Source organism: Janthinobacterium pasteuri, from assembly GCF_051380775.1.
Lineage (GTDB): Bacteria > Pseudomonadota > Gammaproteobacteria > Burkholderiales > Burkholderiaceae_D > Janthinobacterium.
The window spans coordinates 38,201-52,004 of the sequence record NZ_JBNYXS010000019.1 but is presented as its reverse complement, the minus strand read 5'-3'; the positions used below and the strand labels follow the sequence as shown (position 1 = coordinate 52,004).

Here is a 13,804-nt window from a genome sequence, read left to right as displayed (position 1 = left end):
ATTAACTCCTCAGTGCGTGGCCATGGCAGGACGGCTGCGTGTAGTGATCGCGCGCCCCGCCCATGGCAAAAATTCCAGCATCAGCAACAGCAGCGCGATCCACAGGCCGGCCGTGCCGATGATCCCCAGCAAGCCGTCGTTCCCCATCGGCAGGTGGTAGTCGTACAGGCCCGCGCCCGTTTTCGGGATCGTCTGTCCGCCGATGAAAATCGTCCAGCGCATCATCCAGGCGCTATGCAGCGCGATCAGGCCATTCACCAGGCCACTCGTGGCCGGGCGCCAGATGGCCAGGGCCATCGGCACGATGGACGACAGCACGGCCCAGACAGCCGTGAACTGCCATTGCAGCATGCCCGCCACCTGGGTAAATGCCATGCTGTGGCTGACGCTCACGCCAGAGAGACTGACGAACAGCCAGCCGCCGCCCAGTGCCAGCACCAGCGCCAGCGACAGGGCCAGTGCGCGGTTCAGCGACACTTCCAGCGCCTTGTCGCGGCCCGGCAGGAAGCGGTTGAACAGCAGCGCCAGGCCAATGGCCCCCACAAAGGCAGTGGCGGCAAATTGCGCCGGCAGGAAAGGCGTGAACCACAGGGGACGGGCGCGCACCACCATCACTTCCATGCCCGTGTACAGGCCCACGACAAAGGCGGCGAGCAAGGTGAAGGCGGCGGCGATACGGATGGCCCGCAGGGAGGCGGCACCACCGCGCCCGGCCAGGCGGTACAGGAAGGCTAAACGGTCCTGTCCCTGGCCCCGCGTGGCGAAATCCACGCGCAGCGCCAGCCATGCGTACAGCATCAGACAGCCCAGATAGAGCGGAATGAAGAACGAGCCCCACGACATCCACGACTGCGGCTGGAAGTAAATATAGAAGTGGTAGAAGCGCCCCGGCCCGTGCAGGTCGGCCAGCAGCGCCACAGGCGCCGTCATGCCGCAGACGAGCGACGCCAGCAGCGCGATGCGCCCCAGGCGCTCATACGCCTTGCGGCCGAAGACGAAGTACGGCAGGGTCAGCATGAAGCTGCCGTAACTGAGGCCGATGAGGAAAAAATACTGCACCGCCCACGGCAGCCATGCTGCTTCGCGCGTGACGTTGACAATTTCGGTGATGTGGCTGTCCATGGTTTATTTCCCGTGTTTGCTCGGTTGCCAAAGAGTCGCTTCGCCCTCGACGTGGCCAGCGAAGCGCGTGTCCAGTCCCAGATAAAACACGTGGGGCTGGGTACCTTGTTCGGGTTTCAGCACTTTCACCTTGTTCTCGGTGAGCAGCTGGTGCACCATGCTTTGCGGGTCATTCAGGTCGCCGAAGATGCGCGCGCCGCCGACGCAGGTTTCCACGCAGGCAGGCAGCAAGCCTTCGTCGACGCGGTGCGCGCAGAACGTGCATTTGTCGGCCTTGCCCGTTTCGTGGTTGATGAAACGCGCGTCGTACGGGCAGGCTTGCACGCAGTAGGCGCAGCCCACGCAGCGGTCGCCGTCGACGACGACAACGCCATCCTTGCGCTGGAAGGTGGCGCCTACGGGACAGACGGGAATGCAGGGAGGATTGGCGCAGTGGTTGCACAGGCGCGGCAGCATGTAGGTGCCGCAGCGGTTCTCTTCCTTCACTTCATAGGTCGAGACGACGGTGCGGAAGCTGTTTTCCGGCACGGCGTTTTCCATGATGCAGGAGACCGTGCACGCCTGGCAGCCGATGCATTTCTGCACATCGACCACCATCGCCCAGCGCTGACCGCCTTCGCCCTTGGTGGCAGCCTTGCCGGGCAGCGGCGCGATGGCCGCCCCGATGGTAACGGCTGGCAAGGCGCGCAAAAAACTGCGGCGCGATTCAATCATGACACTCTCCTTGACTATGGGCGGCAAGCCCTTGTTGACTTGCTGCCATGATAGAAAAGAAGGTGCTGCGGGGGTATTGGGGTGATCGGGTGGAGACCTAGATGATCATGCCAATTGACAGAGGAGGAGAATGGGGGTAATGCGCCTAGAGCTCGTCGAGCGAATACAGCCGGCGGTGCTCGCGAATCGCGTAGCGGTCCGTCATGCCCGCGATGTAGTCGGCGATCTTGCGCGCCTGCTGCGTGACGTCGCCATCCTTGAGTTGATAGTCGGGCGGCAGCAGGGCCGGTTCAGCCATGAAGCTGTCATACAGTTCGCGCACGATGCGGCTCGCTTTCACGCGCATGCGGTTGACCTGGTAGTGGCGGTACAGATTGGCCCGCAAGAAGCGTTTCAACTCCGTCGCATCGCGACGCATGGCATCTGAAAAACGGATCAGCGGGGCACTGGCGCGCACTTCGCTGACATCGCGCGGCGCCGCGTCAAGGATCAAGGCATTCGACGTGACGATCAAATCATCGGCCAGCGCCGTGATCAGGCGGCGCAGGGTTTCGTAGATGGCGCGCCGGCCCGACAGGCCGGGAAACGCCTGCTGCACGTCGCGCCACAGGCGGCCAAAGAATTCCACCTCTTCCAGCTGGGCGATGGTGATCAGGCCGGAACGCAGGCCATCGTCGATATCGTGGCTGTTGTAGGCGATTTCATCGGCCAGGTTGGTCAGCTGCGCTTCCAGCGTTGGTTGCGTGCGGTCGATGAAGCGCAGGGCCACGGGACCCAGTTCGCGCGCATGCGCCAGCGAGCAGTGTTTCAATATACCTTCGCGCGTCTCGAACATCAGGTTCAAGCCATCAAAAGCGCCGTAGTGCTCTTCCAGGGTATCGACCACACGCAGGCTTTGCAGGTTATGTTCGAAGCCGCCATGCTCCCGCATGCACTCATTGAGCACGTCCTGGCCCACGTGGCCGAATGGCGTGTGGCCCAGGTCATGCGCGAGCGCGATGGCTTCCACCAGATCTTCATTGAGGCGCAGGTTGCGCGCGATGGAGCGCCCCACTTGCGCCACTTCCAGGCTGTGCGTCAGGCGCGTGCGGAACAGGTCTCCCTCGTGGTTGAGGAAAACCTGGGTCTTGTATTCGAGGCGGCGGAAGGCCGAGGAATGGATGATGCGGTCGCGGTCGCGCTGAAACTGGCTGCGCGAGGCGTGCGGCGCCTCGGCAAAGCGACGTCCCTGTCCCTGTGCCGAGTGAGCTGCGTAGGGAGCAAGGAAGTCTTCTGGCAGCATGTTATTGCACTCCGGCGGCCAGGGTGGCCAGCACCAGTTCGTGCGGCGCGGACGTGATGCACGGGCTGCCCAACGGTTTCAACAGGATGAACTTGATGGCGCCGCCCTCGTTCTTTTTGTCCACTTCCATCAGTTCCAGCCAGCGCTCGACACCGAGGTCCGGCGCCTTGATCGGCAGGCCGGCGGCGGCCACCAGCGCGCGCACGCGCTCGACGGCCGCCTGGTCGATATAGCCCATGCGGCAGGACAGGTCGGCCGCCATCACCATGCCGCAGCCGACGGCTTCGCCGTGCAGCCAGTGGCCGTAGCCCAGGCCCGCCTCGATGGCGTGGCCGAAGGTGTGGCCGAAGTTCAGGATGGCGCGCAAGCCGCCTTCGCGCTCGTCCTGGCGCACCACGTCGGCCTTGATTTCGCACGAACGGGCGATCGCATACGCGAGGGCGCCCTTGTCGCGCGCCATCAGCTTGGCCATGTTCGCCTCGATCCAGTCAAAAAACGCCGCATCGATGATGGCGCCATGCTTGATCACTTCGGCGAGACCGGCCGACAGCTCGCGCGCAGGCAGGGTTTCCAGGGTCGAGGTGTCGGCGATCACGGCGCGCGGCTGGTAGAAGGCGCCGATCATGTTCTTGCCCAGCGGGTGGTTGATGCCCGTCTTGCCGCCGACGGAGGAATCGACCTGCGCCAGCAAGGTGGTGGGCACCTGTACGAAGCCGATGCCGCGCATATAGCTGGCCGCCGCATAGCCGGTCAGGTCGCCGATCACGCCGCCGCCCAGCGCCACCAGGGTGGTCTTGCGGTCGCATTTATTGGCCAGCAGCGCGTCGAAGATCTGCATCAGGCTGGCCCAGTTTTTATATTCTTCGCCGTCCGGCAGGACGATGCAGATCACTTCGCGGCCATCGCTGGCCAGCGCGGCCTGCAGGCGGCCCAGGTACAGGGGGGCGACGGTGGTATTGGTGACGATGGCCACCTTGTGGCCGCTGATATGGCGCAGCAGCGCATCGGCGTCGGCCAGCAAGCCGGGACCGATGGCGATCGGATAACTGCGTTCGTCGAGGTCTACGCTCAACAACATTTTGGATTGCTCGTTCATCGAAGGCTCTGCATGAATGACGCAGTTGGGCGACGCCTCGCATTCGAGGCTGGCCAGCTGCATCAGGATGGTCTGAACCATCGATTGTACGTTAGGACGGCCCGTGTCGATCACAATGTCGGCCACTTCCATGTAGTGAGGCTCGCGCTGTGACGTCAATTCTTCCAGCTTGCGGCGCGGGTCGGCCGTCTGCAGCAGGGGACGGTTCTTGTCGTGGCTGGTGCGCGCCAGGATGTTGCTGACGCTGGCGCGCAGGTAGACGACCGTGCCCCGCTCCTTCAGGTAGGCGCGGCTGTCGGCGTTGAGGATGGCGCCGCCGCCCGTAGCCATGACGATGCCTTCCTGGGCGCTCAGGTCGCGGATGACCTCCGCCTCGCGCCGGCGAAAGCTGGCCTCGCCCTCGATTTCAAAGATCCACGGGATGGTCGCTCCCGTGCGTGCCTCGATTTCGTGGTCGGAATCGACAAAGCGCAAGCCCAGTTTGCGGGCCAGGATGCGCCCGATCGTGGTTTTGCCTGCGCCCATGAGGCCTACTAAAAACAGATTTTGCATGTGCTGCGACAGTTATTTTGAATCACTACAAACATTCGCCTGCCCGTACGGACTAATCACGCCCGGTGGAGACACATCCTGGCGGTTGAAGTCCGAGAACAGTCCCGGAAGCAAAGTGTAACCGACATAAGTTGCTTCCGTCCCGGAACTGTTGCCGCGAATTGTCAATTCGACATTCAGCCAGTTGGCCCTGTCGCGTGGATAAGTCAGGGTGACGGTGGTGGTGCCGCTGCTGTCGGTCTTGCCTCCGGTGGATACATTGAGAGGAATGCCGGGATCGAGGAAGCCGTTCTTATTCTCGTCTTCGTTCGCGTCGAGCATGCCATTGCGATTCTGGTCCTCATTCCTGCATTCCACATGCTGCGCCACGATCCAGCTTGTTGCAGCAGTGGAAAACTGCAGATAGCCCTTGTAATACGACTTGGGCCAGGCAGCGGCCGTGATAATCACATCAGGGACCGGATTGCCTGCGGCGTCCGTCACAAACACGGTGTAAGTCTTGCGATAGGTGCTGCTGTCGGCGCCGTCAAGCACATTTCCGCTGCCGGCGCTGATGAACAGCGATTTCTTCGTCACCGTAAGCTTGGCCGTGGCGCTGCTGGTCGATACGCCCTGCAACTGTGCCTGAACGATCACGCCATCGACACCGGTACTGGCCTGGCCGGCGACATAGCTGACCGTGGCCATGCCGTCGCCATCCGTATTGACCACTGACGGCGAACTCAAGGAGCCACCGCTGGCATCGCTCAGGATGGTGAAGCCGACCTGGGCATTCTTGACGAGGTTGTTTTCCGCCGTGCCATCGCGAACGACGGCGCGCAGGGAGCTGCGCTGGGAGGTGCTGCCTGACGTATTGGCGCCGATCACCGCAGGGTCGGCCTGCAAGGTAATGGTTGACTGAGGCGTCAGCGGGGCGACGAATTCCACGTCAGCCTGCACCGACACGCCCGTGGCCTCGTTCCTGGCCGTCAGCGCCGTCCGGCCTCCGCCAACAGCCTGCACATAGGCAATGGCATTGCCGCCAACGAGCGCCAGCGGCGCCAGCAAAGGCGTGGCGCAGCCGGCATCCCGGTAAATCGCACCGCGCGAAGTACTGAAACGGACATTTCCCGTTTGCGGCGTGCCGGCCACGTCGCTGTGCACGCTGATCGCGTAGCAGGTCTGCGTTGCCAGTGTTGTCAACGCTACATTGGCGCCGGTGACGGCGTTAATCGTGAAATTGGCCGCATTGATCACCACGGGCATGACCAAGCTGTCGCCCTGGCCCTTGATGGTGATCGTATCGCTGGTGCCGGACTGAGCGTCGTAGCTCAATACCAGCTGTCCATTATTGTCCGTCAATGCCGGGCTGGCGCCGCCACCCTTCACCGTCAGCGGATTGATCTGCGCGCTGAAAGTCACCGGCTTGCCCACCAGCGCATTGCCGCTGGAGTCGACCAGCTTGACCACCATGTCGGTACTCGTTTTCAGATTGATCGACGAAAAGGCATTGACGGCCAGTTTCGTGCCGCTGACGCTGATATCGGTACTGGCCGTTTGCGCGCCGGCACTGGCGCTGACCTTGATAGTGCGCAAGCTGGCATCGCCCCCCGTGTTCAGGCTAACCAGCGCCTGTCCCTGTGCATTGGTCGTGACGCTCGTGGCGCCCAGCGCACCCGAATCGGCTTTGAAGGTGACATTAGCATTGGGCACTATCGCGTTATTGGCATCCTTGACAAACGCGATGACATTGACAGCGGTACCGCCCGACGACGCCAGGGTACCACCGGAGGAAGTCAGCAGCAAAGTCGCGATACCGGACGTGACTGGCACCACCTTGACCACGACCGGGGCGGACGTGATACCGCCGCTGCTGGCCGTGATCGTGATGTCGCGCAAGGTCGCATCGCCTTTCACGCTGAGCTTTTCAGTCACCGTGCCGCTGGCATCCGTGACGCGCGTCGTACTACTGATCGTACCAGAACTGGCCGTCAAGGCGACCGTCTGCCCGCTCAGGGCATTATTAATGGCATTCTTGACAACCACCGTCAACGTCACTTCGGTACCATCGGCTCCCGAGGCAACGATGGTCGTGGCGCTGGCCACGAGCGAGACGCTGGCAACGCCGCTGTTCGTAGCGCCAGGCTTATCAATGGTCGGGTCACCGCCACCGCCGCCACACGCGACCAGCAAGGCGCTCAGCGCCAGCAAAGCCAGCCAATTCAATGCACTATTCCAAGAAGTATTGCCTAAAGAAAAATTCCGCATAGTCGCCATCAGTCCGCTTTCGTTTGCACTGTTACTTAAACGTAAAGATGTGACATTAACGTGTTGCTGGCCGATCTGCCACTATTTTCGGCGTAATAAACACCATCAGTTCCGTTTTTTCTTGACTGCGGCCCGTGCTGCGGAAAAAAACACCGAGCAAGGGGATGTCGCCGAGAATCGGCACCTTGCTGTCCGTGCCCCGTTCGGATTGCTGATAAATGCCGCCCAGCACCACCGTGCCGCCGTCTTCCACCATCACTTGCGTGCGCACGTGCTTGGTGTCGATGGCGAAACCGGAACGGGTTTCCTGGCCCACGCTATCCTTGTTGACGTCCACTTCCAGCACCACGTTGCCGTCCGGCGTGATCTGCGGCGTCACTTCCAGGCGCAGGTTCGCCTTGCGGAACGTGATCGACGTGGCACCGCTGCTGGTGGCCACCTGGTAGGGCAATTCGATGCCCTGCTCGATCAGCGCCAGCACCTTGTCGGCCGTCACCACGCGGGGGCTGGAAATGATCTTGCCCCTGCCATCGGCTTCCAGCGCGGACAGTTCCAGGTTCAAAAAGCGGTTGGCGGCCGCCGAAAACAGGCTCAGGGCGAAGCTGGCCGGCGGCAGGCCATTGATGCTGGCGGCCGGCAAGTTGATGAATTGCGTGTTCGGCACGAAAGCGCCACTGCCTGCCACCGTTTGCCCCGTCGCCTCGCCCACACCCTGGTAGCTGCCACCGATAGCCGCGCGGCGTCCACTGCCGCCCAGGGAAAAGCCGGGCAGCTGGCCCTGTGCCAGGCGCTGGTCCGTAAAACCCAGGCGCGCGCCCAGATTGCGGCTGAAACTGTCGTTCGCTTCGACGATGCGCGCCTCGATCATCACTTGCCGCGTTGGAATATCCGTCTTGGCGATCAGCTGACGGATCTGCTCCAGCCGCGCCGGCACGTCGGTCACGAACAGCTGATTCGTGCGCGGCTCGATCAGCACGCTGCCACGACGCGACAGCAAGCGGCTGCGCCCTTCCCCCGCGTCCAGGCCGAACACCGTGCGGAACGCTTCCGCCTTCTGGTAGTTGAGCTGGAAGATGTTTGATTGCAAGGGTTCGAGTTCGGCGATCTGCGCGCGCGTTTCGAGCTCCAGTTTTTCGCGCGCCAGCATTTCCTCGCGCGGCGCGATCCACAGCACGTTGCCATTGCGCCGCATGTCCAGGCCCTTCGCCTGCAGCAGCACGTCGAGCGCCTGGTCCCACGGCAAGTCGCGCAGGCGCAGGGTCAGGTTGCCCGCCACGCTGTCACTGGCGATGATATTTTGCCCCGACGCGTCGGCCAGGATATGCAAGGCCGCGCGCACGCCCACGTTCTGGAAATCGACGGAGATTTTCTCGCCGACATACAGACGCGGCGCCGTCACCTGCACCACCGCCTCATCGCCGGCCAGGGCGGCACCGTGCAGCAAGGTCCAATATATCAAGCACATCGAGCACATCCACACAGACGGCTTCATGGCGCGCCCTCCGGCACGCCAGCTTTGGCGTCACCCGTTTTTTGCAGGGACAGGCTGCCGTGCCGTTCGCGCCACCCGCCGCCCGCATCCTGCAGCAACTCCCGGTACTGCAGCGCCTGTTCACTGACCTGCGTGACCAGGCCGTGGTCTGCCCCCAGATACTGGCCCACCGCCACCCGGTACACGCGCTGGCCCGCCAGCAGCAGCGCGCTCAGGCGCCCGGCCTGTTGCACGCTACCGACCATGCTGATGCCCGGCAAGGCCACGCTTTCCAGCGGTTCGCGCACACGCTGGGGGTCGGGATCCGCCACGCTGCCACGTTGACCCGGCGCGCCGGCGGCGGGCAATGCATCAAAAGGATCGGCCAGGGCGCTGGCCTCGTAGGGATACGGGGCGACAGCGGCAAGCGGGCGCCATGCCGGTGCGGCGGCAGGCGCGCCTGCCTTGGGCGACAAAGCCGCTTGCGCCGCCCGTTCCCCCGCTTCGGGCAGGCGATATGCCTGCAGCACGGCATCGAACGTCAGCAAGCGGTCCTTGCCGAGGGTCAAGGCCAGCTCATGCACCGTGACGATGCGCGGCAAGCGCGCCAGGTCTGCCAGCAGCGCACCCATGGCGTGATAGCCGCCGCGCAACTGTATGGCGATCGGCAAGGCGACATATGGCGCTTGCGGCCGGGCCGCCCCCGGTTTGAACAGCGAAAATTGCAGACCGCGCGACTGGCCTGCGGCGTTGATGTCCGTCAACAGCACCGCCATCGCTTGCTGGTCGGGCAGTTGCTGTTCCAGGAGGGCCAGCTCGGCGCCAGCCTCGCGCTGCTGCGCACGCCACTGCGGCAATTGCTTCGCCCGGGCCTGCGCCACCACATACTCGGCGCGCAAGCGGCCCTCTTCCCTTTGCGCCGCCTGCACGGCAGCCATCATGCCATCCAGCCATGCGGCGTGCAGCAGGGTGGCCACCAGCATGCCAGACAGGACGGCGCAAGCGAGACGCACGGTTAGCGGCCACAGTGACGCGGTCTTCAAGCTCAGCATGATCAACCTCCACGACTAAGATTGCCCAGCGCTAGCCAACGCCAGCCGTATCGTCCACTCCACGGCGCCATCTGCCGCACCGCGCACTTCCAGCCGCACTTCCAACAATTCCGGCCGGGACCAGGGCGCTGCCCGTTCCAGCGCCAACAGAAGTTCCGCGACCTTGTCCTGCGAGACTGCATGCCCTTGCAGGCGCACCATCGCCGATTCCTGGCGCACACTGTGCAAGGCCACACCGGCCGGCATCGCCCGCGCCAGCGCGTCCAGCATGCGCACCCAGGCATTGCGTTGTTCTTGCAAACTGGCAATGACCTGCTGGCGCAGCACCAGCGCCGCCGTCTCGCGCTGCACCCGCTTGCCGGTGACAAGGATGGCATTGACTTGCTGCATGGCATTGCGCCAGCCCTCCTGGCGGCGCAGCTGCGCGTCGAGCTGCTGCTGCAGCCAGGCGCCCGCCGCCAGCACCAGCAGCAAGCCCAGCAGCGCCCCGCCGGCCAGTTGCCACAACAGCATCTGAATACGCCTGCGCCGCGCCGCCTGGCGATGCGGCAAGAGGTTGATGCATGGCATGTGCGCCACGCTCTTCATCGGGCGTACCGGTGCAAAGCCAGCCCCCAGGCTAGCTGAAATGCCAGTCCGCTGTCCGGCAAAGCTTGCCATCCCCCTTGTGCAACGGCCGCCTGGCGCGCCAGCGTCTCGCTATCCATGACGACGGGCGTCAAGCCGGCCGCCGTAGCCGCATCGAGGCGACGCTGCACGCTGGCGCGCCGCGCCGCCACGAGCAGTACTTCGATCTCACGCTGCGCCTGGCCGGCAAGCGGCGGCGCCGGCCCCAGCTGGTAAAAATCCAGGCTGGCGTCTTCCAGCGCAAACGGCATATATTGCGCCGCCTCCAGTTCCACCAGGATTTCCAGTTGCTCTTCGGACAAGCCCGCCTGCAGGCGGATCACATGCGCGATCAAGGCCGTGGCCGGCATGGCCAGCGCCACCCGCGTGCAGGCGCTACCACTGTTGCGGTGAGCCAGGCGCACGGCATCAGCCAGGCCGGGCAAATCTTCGACATTGCCTTCAAGCATCACTCCTGCAGCCAGCGCGGCGCTGCCGCAATGCCGGCACGACAGTTTTCCCCGCCGGCGTCTCAACTCGACCACGCGCACGGCATCGTCCGCCATGTCGACGCCCAGCAAACCGATGCCAAGAAAACTGCGGATAGACAAGTTTTTCATACAGAAACGTCAGCGTGGGAGGGGTGCCTGCCATCCGAAAGCCTAGTCCTGGCAACGCTGGCTTGTAAATGGATTTCCCACTGGTGTCTGCGGCGTGCAGCGCCTATCTGGCCCGGCTATGATCTGGCGCAGGATAATTGTTACCAAATCCTGGTTGCCAGCGGGCCAATACACGCTTATATAGAGTATCGACAAGTGTCTACACTTCCCCCGGCAAGCGCCACGGCGCGCTGCCACCCCGGCAAGCTCGCTTATAATTGACCGGCATAATTAACCGAAAGACATACGACGCATGACATCTTCAAACACCGCTGGCTCCGCTGGCTCGAAGCCGCCCACCAAGGGCAGCAAACCCAAACGTTTTCTGCTGATGGCGCTGGTATCGCTGCTGGGCCTGGGCATCGTCGGCGTCTTGCTGGTGGTTTTTGGCCTGGCGATGGCCTATCCGAACCTGCCGGCGCTCGATACCTTGACCGATTACAAGCCGAAAATGCCGCTGCGCGTGTTCACGTCCGACAGTGTATTGATCGGCGAGTTCGGTGAAGAACGGCGCAACATGGTGCACATCAAGGATATTCCCGATGTCATGAAGAAAGCCGTGCTGGCCATCGAAGATGACCGCTTCTATGAACATGGCGGCGTCGACTATCTGGGCATCACCCGCGCGACCCTGCACAACCTGACGGGCGGCGCCAAGCAAGGCGCCTCGACCATCACGCAGCAGGTGGCGCGCAATTTCTTCCTGTCCAGTGAACAGACCTTGAAACGCAAGGCGTATGAAGTCTTGCTGGCCTGGAAGATCGAGAAAAACCTCAGCAAGGACCAGATCCTCGAAGTGTATATGAACCAGATTTATCTGGGACAGCGCGCCTACGGTTTCGCCTCGGCCGCGCAAATCTATTTCGGCAAGAATATCCAGGATATCACCGTGGCCGAAGCGGCCATGCTGGCCGGCTTGCCAAAGGCGCCGTCGGCCTACAATCCCGTCGTCAATCCGAAACGCGCGCGCATGCGCCAGCAATACATTCTGCAGCGCATGGCGCAGCTGGGCTACATCACGCCAGAGCAATACACGGAAGCCAAGAATGAAGAGCTGAAAGTGAAAACCGACAGCAGCGCCTTCGGCGTGCACGCGGAATACGTGTCGGAAATGGCGCGCCAGCTGGTCTACGAGCAATTCAAGGAAGATACCTACACGCGCGGCCTGAACGTCTACACCACCATCACCAAGGCCGACCAGGACGCTGCCTACATCGCCTTGCGCAAGGGCGTAATGGATTACGAGAAACGCCACGGCTACCGCGGCCCGGAAGCCTACATCGAGATTCCGAAAACCAAGGCAGAAGCGGACGATGCGATCGAGACGGAACTGGCCGACCACCCGGACAGCGACGACATCATCGCCGCCATGGTGCTGCAGGCGTCGCCAAAATCGTTGCAGGCAGTCACGTCGGCCGGCGAGGAAATCACCATCACGGGCCCCGGCCTGACATTCGGCGCGGCCTGGCTGTCGGAAAAAGCGGCACCGAACCGCCGCATCAAACGCGGCGCCGTGATCCGCGTCATGCAGGAAGGCAACGCCTGGGTCTTGACGCAAATGCCGGAGGTGCAATCGGCCTTCGTCTCGGCCAGCACCACCGACGGCGCCATCCGCGCCATGGTGGGCGGCTTCGATTACAACCGCAACAAGTTCAACCATGTCACGCAGGCGTGGCGCCAGCCAGGTTCGGCCTTCAAGCCCTTCATCTATTCCGCCTCGCTGGAGCGGGGCCTGTCGCCCGCCACCATCATCAACGATGCGCCGATCTCGTTCGACGCGGGCCAGACGGGCGGCCAGGCGTGGGAACCGAAGAACTACGACAGCAAATATGATGGTCCGATGACCATGCGCAAGGGTTTGATGAAATCGAAGAACATGATTTCCATCCGCATCCTGCACAAGATCGGCGCCAAATATGGCCAGGAATACGCGACGCGCTTCGGCTTTGACGCAGACAAGAACCCGCCGTACCTGACCCTGGCCCTGGGCGCCGGCAACGTGACGCCGCTGCAGATGGCGGGCGCCTACGCCGTGTTCGCCAATGGCGGCTACAAGATCAATCCGTATCTGATCGCCAAGGTGACCGATAGCGATGGCAATATCCTGTCGCAAGCCAAGCCGGACCTGGCGGGCGAGGAAGCCAACCGCGTCATCGACGAGCGCAATGCCTTCATGATGAACAGCATGCTCAACGACGTCGTGCGCTTCGGCACGGCGAACAAGGCCATGGCCTTGAAGCGCCCTGACCTGGCAGGCAAGACGGGCACCACCAACGATTCCATCGACGCCTGGTTCGCCGGCTACCAGGCCAAGCTGGTGGGCATCGCCTGGATCGGCTACGACCAGCCGCGCAACCTGGGCAACCGGGAAACGGGTGGCGGCCTGGCCTTGCCGATCTGGATCAGCTACATGGCAAAAGCCCTGAAAAGCATTCCCGTCGAGGAACGCGCGGTACCGGAAGGCCTGATCCACGTGGGCGACGAGTATTACTATGCGGAAAATCCACCGGGCACGGGCGTAGGCAGCCTGGAAGGCGCGGCGCGCGGCACGCCGGAGGAAGAAAAAGCCAAGGAAGCCGTCAAGAACGAACTGTTTTAAGATCGTTTGATGCAAAAAGGGCAGACTGCAAAGTCTGCCCTTTTCTATTGCCGTGGCGAAAAGCTTATTTCAGGACCACGGGCGCACCGGCCTGCTCGCTGGCCATGGCAGACAGAGCCGCAAACAGTTCCGAACCGTCGCGCGTGTTGATCCACTCGTCGCCTACGCGCTTGTAGTGGAAACCGCCGGAACGGGCGGCCACCCACATTTCGCGCATGGGGGCCTGGCTGTTGACGATGATTTTCGTGCCGTTATCGATGAATTCGATTTCCAGCACATTGCCGCTGCGGCTGCATTCGACGTCGAGCACGTCTTCATCGTTCAGCCGGTCCAGCGCCGCCTCGATCTGGGTCAGGGTGGCTTCGGCCAGGGCCAGGAATTCCGATTCGCTCATGCTACACTCC

General features: G+C 62.8%; 10 protein-coding genes and 1 pseudogene. 1 reads left to right on the top strand and 10 read right to left on the bottom strand.

Annotation, left to right across the window (positions count from 1 at the left end; all coding sequences use genetic code 11):
- Positions 1 to 9: 9 nt before the first annotated feature.
- The 9 genes and pseudogenes from nrfD to pilM form a co-directional block, all read right to left on the bottom strand.
- Complete coding sequence (nrfD, locus tag ACQ4WN_RS18625) at positions 10 to 1,122, bottom strand: NrfD/PsrC family molybdoenzyme membrane anchor subunit (RefSeq protein WP_436552865.1); 1,113 nt, start codon at positions 1,120 to 1,122, stop codon at positions 10 to 12.
- A 3-nt stretch (positions 1,123 to 1,125) separates the two neighbouring features.
- Positions 1,126 to 1,836 (bottom strand): sulfate reduction electron transfer complex DsrMKJOP subunit DsrO, encoded by a 711-nt coding sequence (gene dsrO / locus ACQ4WN_RS18620; RefSeq protein ID WP_219119017.1) that lies wholly within the window; start codon positions 1,834 to 1,836, stop codon positions 1,126 to 1,128.
- 145 nt (positions 1,837 to 1,981) lie between these two features.
- Complete coding sequence (locus ACQ4WN_RS18615) at positions 1,982 to 3,118, bottom strand: deoxyguanosinetriphosphate triphosphohydrolase (RefSeq protein ID WP_436552864.1); 1,137 nt, start codon at positions 3,116 to 3,118, stop codon at positions 1,982 to 1,984.
- A gap of 1 nt (position 3,119) precedes the next feature.
- Positions 3,120 to 4,739: a bifunctional shikimate kinase/3-dehydroquinate synthase AroKB gene (gene aroKB, locus ACQ4WN_RS18610; protein ID WP_436552863.1), complete on the bottom strand. Its 1,620-nt coding sequence runs from the start codon at positions 4,737 to 4,739 to the stop codon at positions 3,120 to 3,122.
- A 39-nt stretch (positions 4,740 to 4,778) separates the two neighbouring features.
- On the bottom strand, positions 4,779 to 6,971 hold the full coding sequence (locus tag ACQ4WN_RS18605; RefSeq protein WP_436552862.1) for a beta strand repeat-containing protein: 2,193 nt from the start codon (positions 6,969 to 6,971) through the stop codon (positions 4,779 to 4,781).
- A gap of 97 nt (positions 6,972 to 7,068) precedes the next feature.
- Positions 7,069 to 8,394, bottom strand: a pseudogene (locus tag ACQ4WN_RS18600) (type IV pilus secretin PilQ); the annotation flags it as partial.
- 107 nt (positions 8,395 to 8,501) lie between these two features.
- Positions 8,502 to 9,536 carry a pilus assembly protein PilP gene (locus tag ACQ4WN_RS18595; RefSeq protein ID WP_436552861.1) on the bottom strand — a complete coding sequence of 345 codons (1,035 nt, stop codon included), beginning with the start codon at positions 9,534 to 9,536 and terminating at the stop codon, positions 8,502 to 8,504.
- A gap of 15 nt (positions 9,537 to 9,551) precedes the next feature.
- A complete protein-coding gene (locus ACQ4WN_RS18590) occupies positions 9,552 to 10,049 on the bottom strand; it encodes a PilN domain-containing protein (RefSeq protein WP_436552860.1) in 498 nt (165 codons plus the stop codon).
- 71 nt (positions 10,050 to 10,120) lie between these two features.
- Positions 10,121 to 10,762, bottom strand: a complete 642-nt coding sequence (pilM, locus tag ACQ4WN_RS18585) for a pilus assembly protein PilM (protein WP_436552859.1) — start codon at positions 10,760 to 10,762, stop codon at positions 10,121 to 10,123.
- A 292-nt stretch (positions 10,763 to 11,054) separates the two neighbouring features.
- On the opposite strand from pilM, the gene ACQ4WN_RS18580 reads away from it, so the two are divergent.
- The gene (locus ACQ4WN_RS18580; protein ID WP_436552858.1) at positions 11,055 to 13,400 is read left to right on the top strand and encodes a penicillin-binding protein 1A; all 2,346 of its coding nucleotides are present in this window, start codon (positions 11,055 to 11,057) and stop codon (positions 13,398 to 13,400) included.
- 64 nt (positions 13,401 to 13,464) lie between these two features.
- Here the strand turns inward: ACQ4WN_RS18580 and cyaY are convergent, their stop codons facing one another.
- Positions 13,465 to 13,794 carry an iron donor protein CyaY gene (gene cyaY / locus ACQ4WN_RS18575; RefSeq protein ID WP_035824041.1) on the bottom strand — a complete coding sequence of 110 codons (330 nt, stop codon included), beginning with the start codon at positions 13,792 to 13,794 and terminating at the stop codon, positions 13,465 to 13,467.
- Between the last annotated feature and the right edge of the window lie 10 nt (positions 13,795 to 13,804).